Below are 17,761 nucleotides of genomic sequence, written 5' to 3' on the forward strand. Positions count from 1 at the left end.
GTTGGTAGTCTGCCCGCCGCATTGGCTATTGCCTCGCATCAGCGGGGGACAGTGTTTTTTCAAAGGGGGCCGCAGCATCGGTTTTCTGCCGAGATGTGCGGTTTTCATTGCCTGCATTGGCATCCTGCGGGAGGATCGTTCGTTCCTCCCTGACTGCACCCTTATTGTACCGGATAAAAATGGAGTTTCTTTGTGAGGTTTTTGAACAAATTGAAAATATAAAAATCAGCCGCTCCGGGCAAAGCAAAAACCGGAGCGGCTGATTTCGAAGGAGGTAATTAGGTAAACGAATCGGATCGGAGAACATCCAGACGCTCATCCGAGGGTGCAGGCCCCGGACGGGCGGTCAGGCAAAGAAGGAGATGACCAGTGCCACCAGGAAGCCCACACCGCCGACCAGCGTTTCCATGATGGTCCAGGTCTTGAGGGTGGTCTTTTCATCCATGCCCACAAGGCTCTTGACCAGCCAGAAGCCGGAGTCGTTGAAGTGAGAGCAGACGGTGGAGCCGCCTGCGATGGCAGCGGTGACACAGGCGAGGTACAGCGGGCTTAACTCGCTGATGCCAGGCATGGCGGAGATGATGCCGGCGGCCATGGTCATGGCAACGGTGGAAGAACCGACCGAGATGCGGACCAGAGCGGCTACGATGAAGGCGACCAGCACCAGCGGCAGGCTGGCGTTTGCCACAGCGTTGCCGATGACATCGCCCAGGCCGGAGTTCTGCAGCATGTAGCGCAGCACACCGCCGCAGGCAGTGACCAGCAGGATCATGCCGGTGGGCTCCAGAGATTTGGTCATGATCTTTTCCAGCTGGGCGTTGCTGTAACCGTGGCGGGTGCCCAGAAGATACATGGCAGCGATGGTGGCCAGCAGCAGAGCCATGAACGGCTCGCCGAGGAAGGCCAGGACCGGCTGGATGCCAGCCAGAGCGGGCACGACCTTGGCCACGGAGTTTGCGATGATGAGGACCAGCGGGATCAGGATGATGCCCACGATGGTACCGAACTTGGGCAGCTTGCTCTCGTCGATGTCATCCTGCTGCGCCACATGTTCGGGGACTTCGATCCTGTATTTCCTGCCGCAGATGGAACCCCAGATGGGGCCGGCGGCGATCATGGCGAAGATGCCGCAGAAGATGCCGATGAGGATGACCCAGCCCAGGTCCACGCCCAGCATGGTCGCCACCAGCACAGGGCCCGGCGTGGGGGGAATGAACGCATGACCGACCGCCAGACCGGCCAGCAGGGGGATGACGTAGTACAGAACGGAGCGCTTGGTGCGCTTTGCCAGCGAGAACGCCAGCGGGATGAGGATGATCAGACCGGCATCGAAGAAGACCGGCATGGCCACCACCAGACCGGTGATGCCCAGTGCCCACGCGGCTTTTTCGTCGCCGAACTTCCGCACCATGGTCACGGCCAGCGTCTGTGCGCCGCCAGATTCTTCCAGAATGGCACCGAACATGGAGCCAAGGCCCACCAGAAGGGCGATGCCTTTCAGGGTGTTGCCGATGCCCTCATTGACCGAGCCAACGATGTCGGACAGGGGCATCCCGGCCATCAGGCCGATACCAACGGCACCCACCAGAATGGAGATCATGGCGTGGACTTTGAATTTGATGATGAGAATGAGCAACAGGATCAGGCCTGCTACGGCAGCAAATACCAGCCGTGCCGCATCGGGAGTCGCAACTGCTGTCATAATAGTTCCTCCATTTTTTGATTTTTGGTTGCACTTATCCAAGCCGTCCGGAAAAACGCACCGGGCAGTTTCCTTTTTGTTATTTCTTCGGAGTGTTTTACTCCATGTAAGCGCCCTTCATGGGGCTGACGGCATGCTGCGAGTAGAGCTTCAGCAGGCCCTTGGTGTACTTGGGAGCCTTGGGCTTCCAGTTGGCGCGGCGCTCGGCCAGGATGGCGTCCATCTCTTCGGGGGTCTTCGGCTCGCCCTTCACGCCCACGATGGCCAGCTTGCGGTTATGCACGTCGATCTGGATCAGGTCGTCCGGCTCCACCAGTGCGATGGGGCCGCCCACCGCAGCCTCCGGGCTGACATGGCCGATGACCGGGCCGCGGCTTGCGCCGGAGAAGCGGCCGTCGGTGATGAGGGCCACGCTGGAAGCCAGCTTCGGGTCGGCGCAGATGGCCTCGCCGGTGTAGAACATCTCCGGCATACCGCTGCCGCGGGGGCCTTCGTAGCGGATGAAGATGGCGTCGCCGGGCTTCACCTCGCCGTGCAGGACAGCGGAGATGCACTCTTCCTCGCTGTCGTAGGGCTTGGCGCGCAGGGTGGCTTCAAACATGTTCTTGGGGCAGGCCGTGTGCTTGATGACGCAGCCTTCCGGAGCCAGGTTGCCCTTCAGGATGGCGATGCTGCCGTCGGTGCCCTTGGCGTTGTCAAAGCTGTGGATGATGTCCTCGCGGCTGACCGGGCGGGCAAAACCGGCGGTCTTTTCGGCCAGGATGGCGTCGCAGTGCTCATAGAAGCCGTTCTTCTTCAGCTCTTCGAGGTTCTCGCCCAGCGTCTTGCCGGTGACGGTCATCACGTCCAGATGCAGCATGGACTTGATCTCCTCCATCACGCGGGGCACACCGCCTGCATAGTAGAAGTACTGTGCGGGCCAGTCGCCGGAGGGACGGATGTTCAGCAGGTAGTGCGCACCCCGGTGCATCCGGTCAAAGGTGTCGGCGTCGATCTCGATGCCGAACTCATGCGCGACAGCGGGCAGGTGCATGGTCGCGTTGGTGGAGCCGGAGATGGCGGCGTGGACCATGATGGCGTTCTCAAAGCTCTCCTTCGTCACGATGTCCTTGGCGGTGATGCCCTTCTTGACCAGCTCCATCAGCTGCTTGCCGGCGTCGTAGGCAGCCTGCTTCAGCTCCGGGGCGGTGGCGGGCATCAGGGCGGTGCCCGGCAGCATCAGACCCAGTGCCTCGGCCATGACCTGCATGGTGGAGGCGGTGCCCATGAAGGAGCAGGCACCGCAGCTGGGGCAGGCGTTGTGCTTGTAGTAGTCCAGCTGGCTGTTGGGGATGACGCCGGTCTTTTCCCAGGCGTCAAACTTGCCGATCTGCTCCAGCGTCAGCAGCTCGTTGATGGCGCAGGCGGGGTCGTTGACCACATACTCTTTCGGCAGGGTGTGGGCCTCCATGACGCCGCCGGTGACGACGATGGCGCTCATGTCCTTCAGGCGGCCGATGCTCATCAGCATGGCGGGCACGGACTTGTCGCAGCTGGCGATGAACACGCCGCCGTCGTAGACGCTGGCGTTGGCCTGTGCTTCCACCAGATTCACGATGGCGTCCCGGTGGGGCAGCGAGTAGTTGATGCCGTCATGACCCTGTGCGATGCCGTCGCACATATCGGTGGCAAAATAGCGGGCAGCCTTGCCGCCGTTCTCGTTGACCGCCTGCACGGCCTCTCTGACGAATTGATCCAGATGAGCGCTGCCAGGGTGGCTGTCGCCGAAGGTGCTCTCCACCAGGATCTGGGGCTTGGAAAGGTCCTCGACCTTCCAGCCCATCCCCATCTTCAGCGGGTCGTTTTCAGGTGCCAGCGTGCGGACTTCCTGTGAACGAAGTTCCATAATCCTTACCTCCAAATATCGCTTGCTTTCGTCCTTTTTTCCGTAGAGCCTTTTGTGATTTCATTGTAAATCTGCGGACATCTTTTTGCAAGTTGTTTCCTATACGTCCTGCTATTTGTGCAAAAAATCTGGGATACATCATGCACTTTGCCCAATTTTGGGCGACTTTTTCGTAAAATCCACCCTCACAGCCGGTTTTTGCAAACTGCCGGGGCAAAAAGTCGTCAGATGACTTTGGATATAAAAATACCCTGCACGGTATTTCGCCGTGCAGGGCCGGTATCATTTGAGAAATCCCGCCATTCCAACTGTCCCGTCATCGGGATCTTCGCCGTCGTAGATCTTCTTGATATAGGTGCGGTTGAAGTTCAGGTGCATCACCATGGCCGACTTTGCCCCGATGGGGTCGTGCTTGGCGATGGCCTCCGCGATCATCCGGTGGGTCATGATGGTCTCGTCGATGAGCTTTTTGTGGGTGACGTTCACGAACATCATCACCGCCGTATCAATAATGGGGATCAGCTGCCCCACCACCAGATTCTTGCTGCTCTCGGCAATGCAGGTGTGGAAGGCGATGTCGTCTTCAATGTAGCGGTCGCCATTGTGGATCTTGGTCTCGACCCGCTCACACAGCCGCCGCAGCCGCTCAATGTCCTCGTCGGTCGCGTTCTGGGCCGCGATCTCCGCGATGCCCGGTTCCAGCAGCAGCCGCAGGTTGACCAGATCAAAGGCCAGCGCATTCTTATCCTGCACACTGCGCAGATTCAGCGGGTCCGAAAGCCCTTTCACCGTTGTGACCACATAGGTGCCGGAACCTTGCCGCACCTCCACGATGCCCTTGCTGGACAGCAGCTTGACCGCCTCCCGGATGGTGCTGCGCCCCACCCGGAACTTTTCCGCCAGCGCAAACTCGTTGGGCAGCTTCGCCCCCGGCTCCAGCGGGGTATCCAGAATATAATGGTAGATCTGGTCTTCGACCTGCTCAGCCAGCAGCTTGTTTTTTAAGTGTGAAAATTCGCTCATGGCTTCCTCCCCTTTTGTACCGCCTATGGGTCAGGGCCTCCCACTTTCGGCCCTTTCCATTGCAGCCGCCGCAGCCTTCCGGGCCTTTTTGCAGCGGTACATCTCCCGGTCGGCCTGGTCTTTCACGGCCAGCAGGTCCTCCCCCGAAATGGGTGCCGACCCCAGGGACACTCTGGGCAGACAATGCACGACCTCACGCCGCAGTGCCAGCCAACGCTCAAATTCCTGCGCGCACCAGGCCTCCCGGTCTGCGTTTTCCAGCAGCACACAGAACTCGTCGCCGCCGATGCGGTAACAGTAGCCGCAGTGGGCATAGGCTTTTTTGATGCAGTGGGCGATCTCGGCCAGGCAGACGTCTCCCTGTAAGTGGCCGTAGCGGTCGTTGACCTGCTTGAAGTCGTCCACATCGAACACCACCAGCACCCCGCCGCTGCGGCGCATCTCTGCGGTGCGGTTCAGGTAGCTGTCCTGGTTCAGCAGCCCGGTGAGGGCATCCAGCTGGTTCCACATCTCACTGCAATAAATAAAGTACAGCACCGACAGCAGGGTAACGCACAGCCATGTAACGTGGAGGCTCGGCAGAGCCACCTGAATGATGGTCTCGATGGTCAGAAAGAGCATCAGGGGGTAGATCAGCACCCGGCTGCGGTTCTGAAACTCCCGCGCCGTGACGATGGTGGACGCCGAAAGGTACACGATGGCCGCAAGGTACATCAGGATGTAAATGCAAAAGTAAGGCCCGCGGGAATAGACGTTGTCTTCGCTGACGGAGAATACCAGCCCGGCGGGGATGGACAGGGCAAGGAACAGCAGGTAGCACCCCTCGCAGCACACGGCCGCCCGGAACCAGAAGTTCACCATTTTCTTCCGGTCCATGACGTACACCAGGCAGAGGGACACCGCCGGGGAGAGGCCGAACCCCAGATAGTTGGACAGGATGTTCAGCCAGCGGTAGCCCGCCGGTGCGCCATCCACCGCCAGCGTCACAACCTCCAGCACCGAGATCCCCGCAATCAGCGCAAAGGCCAGAAAAAATCCCCGTTTTTGCTTTTTGTTCAGGGATTCGCTGAACTTTGTGAGGATGCACATGAAGCTCAGCACAAAAAGGTCAATGGCCGTCAAGACATAAAAATAACCGTTCATTGTAAGACATTTCACCTTTGGATTTCTGTAATCAAGGCACGTATATACTATTTTAGTATATCACGTTGCAGTGTCTTTCTCAACCAGACCCCGCGTTCTTTCACATTTTCGCGGCCAAAGGCCCCGGAATGCTTCATCGGCGGCTTTGCTTCCGTTGCTCCTGTCGGGACAGGGCACAGACCACTTCAATATGTTCGCTGTTCGGGAACATATCGACCGGGGTGAAGCCCTCGGCCCGGTAGCCTTTTTTCGTCAGCAGGGCCAGGTCACGGGCCATGGTCTCCGGGTTGCAGCTGACGTAGACCACCCGTCTGGGGGCCATGCGGGCGACGCTCTCGATGAACTGGGGCGTCGAGCCTTCGCGGGGCGGGTCCATGAAGATGACGTCGGCCCGCTCCCCGGCGGCAGCGGCTTCGCAGATCCAGGCCGTGGCGTCGGCGGCAAAGAACCGGGCGTTTTTGACGCCGTTGTGCTTCGCGTTGCCGATGGCGTCGCGCACTGCGTCCCGGTTGAGCTCCACGCCCACCACCTGCTTTGCCCGGTCGGCGGCGGTCAGGCCGATGGTGCCGATGCCGCAGTAGGCATCCAGCACGACCTCTCTGCCGGTCAGCTGGGCGGCCTCCACGGCCAGACCGTAGAGCACCGCCGTCTGCACCGGGTTCACCTGATAGAAGCTGCGGGGGCTGAGCGCGTAGGTCTTGCCGCAGAGTTCATCCAGAATGAACCCCTTGCCGTAGAGCACCTTTTCCTGCTCGCCCAGCACAACGCTGGTGCGGCGGGGGTTGTAGTTCTGCACGATGGTCGTCACGGGGACCTTCCGCTTTTCAGCCTCTGCCAGCAGGGCGCGGACAAAGTTCTTTGCGCCGGGCAGAATGGGCTGGGCCGTGACCAGTACCACCATCACCTGCCCGGTAGCTACACCACGGCGCAGCAGGCAGTGGCGGATCAAGCCGGTGCCCTGGTCTTCCCGGAAAGGCTGATAACGGCAGGCCGCTGCCGCCGCGCGGACAGCTTCCAGCACGGTATCCAGTACCTCGTCTTCCAGCAGGCAGCGCTCCACCGGCAGCACCTTATGGGTCCCGGCGGCATAGATGCCGGACACGAGTTTTCCACTCTGCCCGGCGGCAAAGGTCGAGATCACCTTATTCCGATAGTGGTAGGGCGTCTCCATCCCCCGGATGGGGTGCACCGGGCCGTATCTGCCCAGCAGGGCGCGGACTTTTTCCTCCTTCTGCTTCAGCTGGTCTGCATAGGGCAGTTCCAGCAGCGGGCAGCCGCCGCAGTTCTTTGCACGATTTTTACAGTTCATTTTACTCTCCTTTATCTCTGCTCCAGCTGCCCAATCAGCGGAGCCCTGTCGTTCCTCATTTACAAAAGCCTTTTCACCCAGCACAACTTGACCGGCCTGCCAATGGCTCTCCCTTCGGGAGAGCTGGCACGCGAAGCGTGACTGAGAGGGCTCACCCATATGGGTCATACAGATCGTATTCTTCGGCCTCGGCGTGCTTTTCTTCCAGCACGGCCATCGCCTGTTCCAGCTGGCTCTGGGAGCAGCCGCTCTCACTGACAAGGGCGCGGACGGCCTCGGCCAAGTCGCCGCCAAAAACGGTATCCAGCCGCTGGCGCATGGTCCAGACGCCGTAGGCGCGTTTCGTGAGGGTGGGCGTGTAGGTGTTGCGGTTCTGCTCCTTGCCGCTCTTCACCCAGCCCTTGTCTTCCAGCCGGTAGAGAAAATTCAGCACGGTGGTCGGCCGCCAGCCTTTTGCGGCCAACTTCTCTCCGATGTCCCGCCGGGAGGCGGGCTGTTTGCAGCTCCACACGGCCAGCAGCACCTGTTCTTCCGCCGCCGAAAGCGGTCTCAGACGGTCCGGGATGCCATACATTGCAGGGGTCGCCCTCCTTTTTGATTTTACGTTTGTCTCTGTTTGTTTGATTCTACCGAAAAGTCCCGCTTTTTTCAAGGGCAGAATTTTGGCCGCTCTGCCCTGTTTTGCGGCCCATTTTACATTTGTCTCTGTTTCTGTATTTGTCTCAAACACATTTGTGCGTTCCGTGCTTTCAGTGCACGGTCAGACGCGCATCTTTGTGCAAAGATGCTCTTGTTTTCGCACCCTCAAAACCATTATACTACGGACAAAACCAGAGCACAATGCCGCCGGAGATTCGGGCGGCGCGGAATCAGGAAAGGGAGAGTAACATTATGGCACGAGTTTACAATTTCAGCGCAGGCCCCAGCATGCTGCCCGAAAAGGTCCTGAAGCAGGCCCAGGCCGAACTGCTTGAATACGGCAGCAGCGGCCAGAGCGTGATGGAGATGAGCCACCGCAGCAAGTGGTTCGATGCCATCATCACCGAGACCGAGGCCACGCTGCGCCGGGTGATGAACATCCCCGACAACTACAAGGTCGGCTTCTTCCAGGGCGGTGCGACCCAGCAGTTTGCCATGGTGCCGCTGAACTTCATGACCACCGGCAAGGCCGACTACCTTGTCACCGGCAACTTCTCGAATCTGGCCGCCAAGGAAGCCGCCAAGTTCGGCGAAGCCAACATCGTGGCCTCCAGCAAGGACAAAAACTTCACCTACATCCCGGATGTGAACGCCATCGCCTACGACAAGGATGCCAGCTACATCCACATCTGCCAGAACAACACCATCTTCGGCACCCAGTACGTCGAAGTCCCGCAGGTGGAGGGCATCCCGCTGGTGGCGGACATGAGCTCGATGATCCTTTCCAAGCCCGTGGACGTGACGAAGTACGGCTGCATCTACTTCGGTGTGCAGAAGAACGTTGCCCCCGCCGGCATGGCCATCGCCATCGTCCGGGACGACCTGCTGGGCCACGCTGCCGACACCGTGCCCACCATGATGAACTACACCACCCTGCTGGCCAAGGACAGCATGTACAACACACCCCCCTGCTGGTGCATCTACATGACCGGTCTGGTGCTTCAGTACCTCGAAAACGACATCGGCGGTCTGGCCAACATGCAGAAGATCAACGAAGCCAAGGCCAAGGTGCTGTACGATTACCTCGATGGGCAGGACTTCTTCACCAACCCCGTCGAGCACCGCTACCGCAGCACGATGAACGTCACCTTCACCAGCCCCAACGCCGATCTGGACAAAAAGTTCTGTGCCGAGGCTGCAGAGGCAGGCTTCGTCAACCTGAAGGGCCACCGCCTCGTCGGCGGAATGCGCGCCTCCATCTACAACGCCATGCCCGCCGAGGGCGTTGACAAGCTGGTCGATTTCATGGAGCAGTTCCGGAAGGAGAATGCGTAATGTTTACCATCAAAACCTTGAACGCCATCAGCCCGGTGGGCCTGGCGAAGCTGAACAAAAACCTTTTTGACGTCTCGGTGGGTGCCGACGCGCCGGACGGAATCCTCGTCCGTAGCGCCGACCTGCTGAACACCACCTTCAACGAGAATCTGCTGGCCATTGCCCGCGCCGGTGCCGGTGTGAACAACATCCCGCTGGACCGCTGCAGCGAGCAGGGCATCGTGGTCTTCAACACCCCCGGTGCCAACGCCAACGCCGTGGCTGAGCTGGTCATCGGGATGCTCATTGCCGGCAGCCGCAATGTGGCCGCCGCCGCCCAGTGGACGCAGGGCCTTGCGGGCGACCCTGCTCTGGCCAAGAGCGTGGAAAAGGGCAAAAAGCAGTTCGTGGGCAACGAGATCAAGGGCAAGACGCTGGGCGTCATCGGTCTGGGTGCCATCGGCTCCCGCGTGGCCAACTGCGCCATTGCGCTGGGCATGGAGGTCTACGGCTACGACCCCTACATCTCCATTGATGCCGCCTGGAACCTGAGCAGCCAGGTCCACCACTGCGTGAACCTGAACGACATGCTCCCCCTGTGCGACTACATCACCATCCATGTGCCCTATCTGCCCACCACCAAGGACACCATCAACGCCCAGACGCTGTCCCTGTGCAAGGACGGCGTGAAGATCCTGAACTACGCCCGCGGCGAACTGGTGAACACCCCCGCCCTGCTGGAGGCGTTGGAGAACGGCCGGGTCTCCGGCTACATGACCGACTTCCCCGCCGAAGCGCTGCTGGGCAGGCCGGGCGTCATCTGCACCCCGCATCTGGGCGCTTCCACCCCGGAAGCCGAAGACAACTGCGCCGTCATGGCCGCGCAGGAGATCAGCGATTACCTCAAGAACGGCAACATCACCCACTCGGTGAACCTGCCGGAGGTCGTCCAGCCCCGTGCAGGCGGCAGGCGCATCTGCATCATCCACAAGAACGAGCCTGGCATGATCAGCCAGATCACAGCGCTGACCACCGAGGCCGGTCTGAACATCGAAAACATGGTCAATAAGAGCAAAAAGAACATGGCCTATACCATGCTGGATGCCACCGGTGCCGTGAACGCGGCTCTGGCCGACAAGCTGGCGGCGATCCCCGCTGTCATCCGAGTGCGCATCCTGTAATTTTCTGCCATTCTCCATTTCCTATATTCCTGATCGCTGCATCCGCAGCCCAAAAAGCCTGAGGCCTTTTCTGCAAGGTCTCAGGCTTTTTGGGCTCTATTCTCCCGCAAAGAGGACGGTGCGGCCGTCCTCCTGCGCCGTCTGCATCGCAAAGCGGACGGCATCCCGCCCGGCCATCGGGTCCACGATGCCCAGCGTGATGCGCCGGTCCTGCTCCTCCCACCAGCGGCCCGGCACACCGGCCAGCTTCGTTTTCACGGTCTGGCAGCCGCCGGGCAGCAGATCCGGCAGAGAAAGCGCCAGCGGCTGGGCCTCCACGGTCGTGCCGTCCGCCTCCTCCACATAGACGTTTACGGGCCAGTCCCAGTAAAACGGGGCCGTGCCATCGTTCGTAAAAGTCAGGGTCAGCACCGTGCCGCCCGTCACCCGCCGCAGCGACGCTTCCGTGACCCGCAGCCGGTAGCCGAGAGCGGCCAATACGGCATCATACCCCTCCCGGAAAGCGGTCTCCGCCGTCTTCGGCCCCAGAAAGCTCATGTGCGACTGCCGGATGAGGGAAACGGTCCGGCTCAGGTCGGTGGTGAGCAGCTGCTCCATCGAAAGTCGGCTGGTCAGCTCCCCGCCGATGGGGGCCGTCTGCCAGGCGTCCGGCATGGGGACCAGCCCCTCCGGGTCGCCCTCATACCAGCCGCCGCAGGCGATCCAGCCCAGCCACTCTTCGGTGTCTTCGGGCAAGCCGGTCATGTCGTTGTAAAGGCCGAGCCCGTGTTCGGCCGCGAACCGGAAGGGCCGCCGCATCAGCAGCGCAGCCTGCGGGAATGCCTCCCGGTAAAGCGCCGCATAGCGGTCCCGGACAGCCTCATCGGGCATGGAGGGAAGCCCCTCCCCGGACTTGACGTGCCACTCGCCCCAGTGGCCGAGGCTCCCCAGCTCCACATAGCTGACGAAACCGTCGGCCCCCAGCCGCTCCCCCACCGCCCGCAGCAGCCGCTCGTGGGCGGCAAAAAACACAGGGTCGGTATAGTCCGGCGCATAGCCCTTTCCGTAGGCGATGTCGTACCAGCGGCCGGTGCCGGTCTGTTCATAGAGCCAGTCCGGGATGTCGAGATGTGCTTCGTCCCCCGGCTCGTCGCAGGAGATGCGCAGCACCAGATGGACACCCTGCGCCCGCAGTTCCGCCAGATGGCAGGTCTGCTCGATGGCCTCCCAGGCGTAGGCCCCCTCTTCGGGTTCCAGCTGCCGCCAGGTCAGGCCCAGATAGCGCAGGGTGGCACCCTCGGTGCCGCTGTCCAGCACACCAGGCGCATAGCCGATCTGCGCATTGGGGAAGGCGCTCTCGTCCGGCAGATAGGTCACGGTCCGCTTCCGCCCCGCCCAGACCAGGCACCCGGCCAGCAGCAGGCAGGCGGCCGCCGCAGCGGTGTGCCGCTTAGCCATGGTATTCTCCGTTGTACTGGATCATGGTTACGTCCTCCACGCCCTCGATCTCCTGCAACCGGTCGGTAACATCCCGGACATCGTCCCTGCAGCAGACCTCCACCGCCATCTCGACCGCCTCGCCCCGAAGCGTCTTCGATTTGACCGCGTACCGGTTCCGCCCCAGGGCACGGACGATTTCATCCCCCGGCTTTTCGCCCTGATAGTGCAGCACCGCCACATAGATGCGGCCTGCCGTCTGCCAGCGGGAGAGCAGGGCGAGGACCCCGATCATCACCGCAGACGCCGACGCGGCCAGCAGGTACATCCCCGCGCCGGTGGTGATGCCCGCCGTGATGGCCCAGAACAGATACAGCAGATCCAGCGGGTCCTTGACCGCCGTGCGGAACCGCACGATGGACAGTGCGCCCACCATGCCCAGTGAGATGACCACATTGGAGCTGATGGCCAGCGTGACCATGCAGGTGAGCACCGACATGCCCACCAGCGTCATTGCAAAACTGCGGGAAAAGAGGACCCCCGCATAGAACCGCTGGTAGACCCAGTAGATGAGCGCCCCCAGCAGCACAGCCGCCAGCAGAGCCGCCGCCATCTGCGGGACATTGTAGGGACTGAAATTTTCCAGCACCGATTTTTTGATGAAATCCTTCACACTCATAGCGTTGTTCCTTTCGCATTGGTTCAGCCCTGCCAGCCGGAACTGCCGTGGCAGTAGGCCGTTTTGTCGCAGCAGAGCACATATTTGGACACGGCCGTCCACTCCTGCGCTTTGGGCGGCAGCAGCTCCCGGAGGGTCTGGGGCAGAAATTCCGTAAACTTCACCTCCATCACCAGGGTGCCGGGGTCCAGCACCGGCAGGGTGGGCAGGTGCGGGTCGAACAGGTCCCAGCCGCCCACTGCCGCCCGGACGTCCCGGTCAAAGGTGATGCGCACCGTTCCCTCCTTCTGCACCCACGGTTCCCGCTCGTAGTCCACGACCACGCGGGGCCGCAGCAGGTTGGAGACGCACTCGAAGTAAAACTCCCGGCAGAGCGGCTGCGGCGAAGCGAGCAGGAAGCCGTAGTCCCCGCTCAGAAGTTTCTCCAGCTCCGCACGAGTGAGGGCGGCCTCCTCTTTGCAGATCCAGCTGCCCACTTTTTTCTTCCGCTCCAGCCGGATGACGGCATCGCTGCCGTTGTAGATGCGGATGCGGTATTTTTTGCGGGCCAGGATGCCCGCATCCTTTTCGGCATAGGCGGAGTTCCAGCAGTCGTCAAAATAAAGGCTCCGGATGAGATACCCGCCCGGCCCGGCGTGGGCGTCCCGCTGCAAAAGCGGCGCGAGCCGCAGCTCCAGCACCGCCTTTTCGCCGTACGAGATGCGGTACTTCAGCTCATGGCGGTAGCGTTCGCCGGTGCGGGTGCGCGGCTGCGTTTTTGCGTGGACCGGTGCGGGGAAGATGGTCTCACTCTTCATACAGGTCCTCCGTCACGCTGCCGTCGGCCTCCACAAAAAAGCTCTTCATGCCGTAGGCCTTGCCGGTCTCCATCACGTAGTAATCAAAGGCATCCTGCGTGTAGCCGGAGGCGTTCGTCGCCCGCACCCGCAGGAAATAGTGCCCCGTCGGGAGGGCATAGACCACCGTTTCCGGCAGCCGGATGTCCGCCTCCGACCAGAACGTTGTCGTGAACTGGTAGTCCTTCGCCAGCTCGGCGGTGTAGACGATGTCCTCGGCGTTCAGGTCGAACGAGGCATCCCACAGCAGCCTCAGCTGTTCACCGGCTGGCTCCGGCACCCCGATGTAGAACGGCATCGGCTTGTGCAGGCTCTCACGGTAGGCGTCCCGGTTCTCGGTGATCTCCCGGTGCAGCCCTCTGGCCACGGTGTCGTACTCCGTCCGGCTCAGCGGCTCGTGGAGGATATCCGGCTGCTGCCAGACGAAAGGCTCCACCACGCTGCGGTACTGCGCCGTCATCTCCCCGATTCGTTCCGCGCTGCAAAAGCGGAACAGTTCCTCCACGGCGGCGTCCAGCTCTTCCCGGAAGCACCGGGTCTGCAGACAGCGGCGGAAGAGCACGTTGCCCCAGTAGTTGCTCACGCCCCGCTCCCAGCTCAGGCTGTCGGAATAGTTTCGGAACGCCCACTCGGTGCGGGAAAGCATGGCGTCGTTGTCCCAGTCGAGGATATACCACCGCGCGCTGTTCAGCGGGCTGTAAAGGTACATGTTCCGGCTCTGGGTGTCGGTGTTGCCCATCAGGAGCTGAAACGCCATCCAGTAGGCGATGTTCTCGGTGTCGAAGGTCGTCTCAAAGAGTTCCTCCATCGGCACGGTCTCGTCGTTGAGCGCTTCCAGCATTTCGATGAGCTTTGTGTGGTCGTCGCTGCCCTTGATCTCCAGATGCTGTTCAAAGGCGACCGGGTCATAGGCCGGGTCGGTCTTCCGGCGGATGGCGTCCTCATACCGAAAAAACTCGAAGAAGTTCACCTTGTACAGCTGGCCGTTCTGGTCCAGCCCATGGGCCTTCAGGGCCGTCGGGTTCAGCTGCTCCACCTGGGTATAAAGCCCATAGTCCACAAAGGCCCCGCTGTCCGCCTGAGTCAGGTCCTTCACATACAGATGCACGAACTGGGTGCGCAGGCCCACCATCTGAGGGATGCCCCGGATGAGGTCATACGCCATCTTGTTGCGGAAGCGCAGGCCGTCGCCCTGATGCTTGTTCAGTGCAATGGTCCGCTGGCCCCGCCAGGTCCCCTTGTTCTTCTTCAGCTTGATCTTATAGTTTTTCTGGGCGTTCCGGCTGGACGTCTGGCCGCGGATCTGGACCGTCGCGTTCGGCACCGTCTCCCCATAGCCCACCTCCGAGAGGAGCGGGCCGTTCTCGTCTCCCACCTGCAGCAATGCCGCCGTCTGGTAGCGGGGCACCTGCATGTACTCGTAGTCGTAGACCGAATAGGAATTGATCTCCGCCCAGGTATGGTCGGTGTTCTCGGCTTCGTTCCCACGGGTAACGGTCAGATACATGGTCACGACGCCGCTGTCGTCATAGACCGTATACAGCCCGTCATTGTCCCGCAGGTGGATGCTGTCATCGGGCTGTTTTTCCACCGGCGTTCCCGAAATTGTGGAAATTTCCTCCGACGCCGCCGTTTCCTCCGCCGTGGGCAGAATGCTGCACCCCACGCAGAACCCCGCCAGTGCAGCCCCCAGGGCCAGCACCCTGCGGCGGGGGATCGTTTTTCCCTGCATCATGCTTCCTCCTTTTTCTGCAGGCTGTGCCGCTCCAGAAACAGCCCCAGCCGGGTGAATGCCCCGGCCTTTTCCTCGGCCACGACGGGCTGCTGGCCGAGGATGCGGTAGGGCAGGTTCCGGGTGAACCGGTCCAGCCGCAGCAGCGCCGTCAGGAACAGCACCGCTGCCCCGGCCAGGAACCCGAAGCCGTAATACGCCGGGTCAAAGCGCTGGGACAGGGCCGTCAGCCCCGCAGCCGCTCCCGCAAAGCTCAGCGCCGCCCCCAGCGCCCCTTTGTAATCCGTGAAATAGAGCAGGATGAGCAGCACCGTGTTGCCCACCGCATACAGCCCGTACCCCACGCAGAGGGTGCGGAAGTATCCGTGCATCAGGTCGTTGAAGCCGAGCGGCAGATACCCCATGACCAGCGCTTCCAGCGAGATGACCCCTGCCGTGGTGAACAGCTGCTTGAGGGCCGTGTAGAAGAGTTCCCGGTTCAGCACCGCCAGCATTTCTTCCCCGGCGGCGGTGATGTCGCCCACCACGCCGCCGTCGTTGAACAAGCTGTAATAGGTGCGGTAACGGGGGTAGAACTGCACTTCCACCGACACCACGAAGTTCACTGTGGTGACCAGGATGCTCAGAAAGGCCAGCAATGCCGGGACGTCGTAATACGGTGCCCCATAGAACAGCCCCTTCACCTGCACACCGATGGGGCCCAGCCAGACCAGCACAAGGTGGGCAAACAGCCCGATGTCGGTGCACAGGCCTGTCAGGGCCAGCGGCAGAAAGCGGTCCACCCAGCGCAGAAAGAGCCAGGGGCTGCCCTGCCGGTCCGGAAAATAGCGGCAGAGCCGCCAGACGTCCAGCATCAGCATGACGCCGTACCCCAGCGCCACTGCAAAGAGAAAGCCTTCCAGCGCCGGAGCGCGCGCCAGCAGCACCAGCAGCGCCCCGGCTGCGAAGGCCGTGCCCACCGCCGCCGCAAAGGCGATGAGGACGCTGCGGTAGTCCTTGAGGGCGGTCAGGAAGCTCATGGCGTTCCAGTTCACGATCATCTCCGCAAAGAGGGCCAGGCAAAGCAGCCCCTGCAAAAGCGTCGCACCGGACACCAGCAGAAACAGCCCGTACAGCCCACATCCGCCCGCCAGCAACAGAGCGTTCGCGCCCCAGAATGAGGGCAGCACCAGCTGCTCCTGCTCTTCATAGAGCATATCCGCCAGAAACCGGGTCACCGGCATGGCAAACAGGCTCGTCACGGTGAGCGAAGCCAGCAGTGTGTCCGTCACCATGCAGACCAGAAGGTCCTGCTCGGTCTTCGCCGCCCCGGCCCAGCCGCAGAGCACCAGGATGCCCAATTGCAGCAGCACACCCAGCAGCATCGGTCCGGTGCAGAGGATGCCCGCGCAGCCGTAGGCCCGCAGACCCGCCAGCAGCCCTTTGCGGCGGAACAGCTTTTTCAGTTCGAACCCAATTCCAGCCATAATTCCTCCGAATCCGTTTCATCCGGCAGACCGTGCGCCCGCGCGGTCTCTGCATACAGGGCACGGTACTGCTCCAGCATCTGTTCGTGGCGGTAATCCTGCGCCACCCGCTTCTGCCCGACTGCGCCCAGCTTCTCCCGCAGGGCACGGCTCGCGCAGAGCTTCTCCATCGCGTCCGCGAGGCCCTGCCGGTACATAGGCGGCACACAGTACCCGGCCCGGCCCAGTGTGTCACCGGGGGCTCCTTCCAGCAGCTCCCGGCAGCAGCCCACATCGGTGGTCACACAGGGGCGGCGGGCCGCCAGCGATTCCAGCACCGAGAGCGGCTGCCCCTCCGAAATGCTGGTCAGGACGGTGAAGTCCAGCCGGTGCAGGTACGCGGCGCTGTCCACCCGCCCGGTGAACCGGACGTTCTCCAGCCCCAGCTGCCGGGCCAGTGCCGTGCACTCGGCCGCGTACTCCGCATCGTCCACCCCGCCCAGGATGTGGAGCCGGACGTTCTTCCGCCGGGCGCTCAGTTCCCAAAAGGCATAGAGCAGGGTCTTGATGTCCTTGATGGGGGCCAGCCGCACCAGCGCCCCGATGTCCACCCAGCCGTCCTCCGCCTTGAGCGGGATGCCGCAGAAGGTCTCGTACGGGATGCCGTTCGGGATGACGACGCACTTTTCCGCCGGGCACCCCATCCCGATCTGGATGCTGCGGGCGCTCGTGAACAGGCTCGTCACCCGGAACGCCTGCCGGTAGATCTGCTCCGACAGCATGTAGAAGAATCGGATCCACCGCTCCTTGAAATCCGGCCGCACCCACTCGGCCCGGATGATCTCCTCCTCCCGCTCGCGGGTGTAGATGCCGTGTTCCGTCAGCAGCACCGGCCGGTGAAAGGTACTGCCGCCCCGGCAGGCCAGCAGCCCGCCGTAGCCGGTGCAGATGGCATGGTAGAGGTCCGCTTTGGGCACCTCCCCCGTGAGCAGATAGAGCACTGGCAGCAGCATGGACCGCACCGTGTGGAACGCATCCGCAAAGGCCGTGTAGGGGTACTCCTCCGCGCAGATCTTTGTGAACATCTGCATGAACGCCCGGCTCTGCAAAAAGGCCAGCGGGTGCGCCTTTTTTTCGCCGAACAGCCGGAACAGCACCGCCCAGTCCGGGCTGCCCAGCCGCACCAGCTCCTCCAGCGCGGCCTGCTCCTCTTCGGTGAACGGCTGCGGCTTTGCCTCCCCGCGCAGCCGCAGCGCGTCATCCAGAAATACTTCGTGCACTTCCACCACGTTGGGCGGCAGCGCATAGACGAAGCGGCCTCTGTCCTTCGCGTTCGCACCGATGACCCAGAGAACAAATTCGTGCTCCGGCATGGAGCGGATGCAGCTGTGCATCCAGGTGGATACCCCGCCATAGACATACGGGTAGGAACCTTCCAGTACCAGACAGATACGCAT

14 protein-coding genes are annotated in these 17,761 nt (G+C 61.8%); 2 read left to right on the forward strand and 12 right to left on the reverse strand.

Going from position 1 to position 17,761, the window contains the following annotated elements:
• Positions 1-346: 346 nt before the first annotated feature.
• The 6 genes from J3350_RS05295 to J3350_RS05320 form a co-directional block, all read right to left on the reverse strand.
• Positions 347-1,702, reverse strand: a complete 1,356-nt coding sequence (locus tag J3350_RS05295; protein ID WP_118552508.1) for a GntP family permease — start codon at positions 1,700-1,702, stop codon at positions 347-349.
• A gap of 97 nt (positions 1,703-1,799) precedes the next feature.
• Positions 1,800-3,587 (reverse strand): dihydroxy-acid dehydratase, encoded by a 1,788-nt coding sequence (gene ilvD, locus J3350_RS05300; protein WP_207685953.1) that lies wholly within the window; start codon positions 3,585-3,587, stop codon positions 1,800-1,802.
• A 282-nt stretch (positions 3,588-3,869) separates the two neighbouring features.
• Positions 3,870-4,610, reverse strand: a complete 741-nt coding sequence (locus J3350_RS05305) for a FadR/GntR family transcriptional regulator (protein ID WP_207685954.1) — start codon at positions 4,608-4,610, stop codon at positions 3,870-3,872.
• A 30-nt stretch (positions 4,611-4,640) separates the two neighbouring features.
• Positions 4,641-5,753 (reverse strand): GGDEF domain-containing protein, encoded by a 1,113-nt coding sequence (locus J3350_RS05310; RefSeq protein WP_207685955.1) that lies wholly within the window; start codon positions 5,751-5,753, stop codon positions 4,641-4,643.
• Between the two features lie 133 nt (positions 5,754-5,886).
• Positions 5,887-7,062 (reverse strand): 23S rRNA (uracil(1939)-C(5))-methyltransferase RlmD, encoded by a 1,176-nt coding sequence (rlmD, locus tag J3350_RS05315; protein ID WP_207685956.1) that lies wholly within the window; start codon positions 7,060-7,062, stop codon positions 5,887-5,889.
• A 151-nt stretch (positions 7,063-7,213) separates the two neighbouring features.
• On the reverse strand, positions 7,214-7,636 hold the full coding sequence (locus tag J3350_RS05320) for a BlaI/MecI/CopY family transcriptional regulator (protein WP_207685957.1): 423 nt from the start codon (positions 7,634-7,636) through the stop codon (positions 7,214-7,216).
• A 317-nt stretch (positions 7,637-7,953) separates the two neighbouring features.
• On the opposite strand from J3350_RS05320, the gene serC reads away from it, so the two are divergent.
• Positions 7,954-9,036: a 3-phosphoserine/phosphohydroxythreonine transaminase gene (serC, locus tag J3350_RS05325; RefSeq protein ID WP_207685958.1), complete on the forward strand. Its 1,083-nt coding sequence runs from the start codon at positions 7,954-7,956 to the stop codon at positions 9,034-9,036.
• Positions 9,036-10,196 carry a phosphoglycerate dehydrogenase gene (locus tag J3350_RS05330; protein ID WP_207685959.1) on the forward strand — a complete coding sequence of 387 codons (1,161 nt, stop codon included), beginning with the start codon at positions 9,036-9,038 and terminating at the stop codon, positions 10,194-10,196. Before serC ends, J3350_RS05330 begins: the two co-directional genes overlap by 1 nt.
• A 96-nt stretch (positions 10,197-10,292) precedes the next feature.
• Here the strand turns inward: J3350_RS05330 and J3350_RS05335 are convergent, their stop codons facing one another.
• From J3350_RS05335 to pelF, 6 genes are read right to left on the reverse strand one after another with little or no spacing between them, the layout of a single operon-like run.
• Positions 10,293-11,633, reverse strand: coding sequence for a DUF4832 domain-containing protein (locus J3350_RS05335; protein WP_207685960.1), 1,341 nt, complete (start codon positions 11,631-11,633; stop codon positions 10,293-10,295).
• Positions 11,626-12,291: a DUF4956 domain-containing protein gene (locus J3350_RS05340; RefSeq protein ID WP_097791672.1), complete on the reverse strand. Its 666-nt coding sequence runs from the start codon at positions 12,289-12,291 to the stop codon at positions 11,626-11,628. The genes J3350_RS05335 and J3350_RS05340 overlap by 8 nt, the downstream gene beginning before the upstream one ends.
• A gap of 23 nt (positions 12,292-12,314) precedes the next feature.
• Positions 12,315-13,088, reverse strand: coding sequence for a polyphosphate polymerase domain-containing protein (locus J3350_RS05345; protein WP_207685961.1), 774 nt, complete (start codon positions 13,086-13,088; stop codon positions 12,315-12,317).
• A complete protein-coding gene (locus J3350_RS05350; protein WP_207685962.1) occupies positions 13,078-14,862 on the reverse strand; it encodes a CotH kinase family protein in 1,785 nt (594 codons plus the stop codon). Before J3350_RS05350 ends, J3350_RS05345 begins: the two co-directional genes overlap by 11 nt.
• Complete coding sequence (pelG, locus tag J3350_RS05355) at positions 14,859-16,325, reverse strand: exopolysaccharide Pel transporter PelG (protein ID WP_207685963.1); 1,467 nt, start codon at positions 16,323-16,325, stop codon at positions 14,859-14,861. Before pelG ends, J3350_RS05350 begins: the two co-directional genes overlap by 4 nt.
• On the reverse strand, positions 16,301-17,761 hold the full coding sequence (gene pelF / locus J3350_RS05360; RefSeq protein ID WP_207685964.1) for a GT4 family glycosyltransferase PelF: 1,461 nt from the start codon (positions 17,759-17,761) through the stop codon (positions 16,301-16,303). The genes pelG and pelF overlap by 25 nt, the downstream gene beginning before the upstream one ends.

Origin of the sequence: Faecalibacterium sp. Marseille-Q3530, from assembly GCF_017377625.1 — a bacterium.
Taxonomy (GTDB): domain Bacteria; phylum Bacillota; class Clostridia; order Oscillospirales; family Ruminococcaceae; genus Faecalibacterium; species Faecalibacterium prausnitzii_E.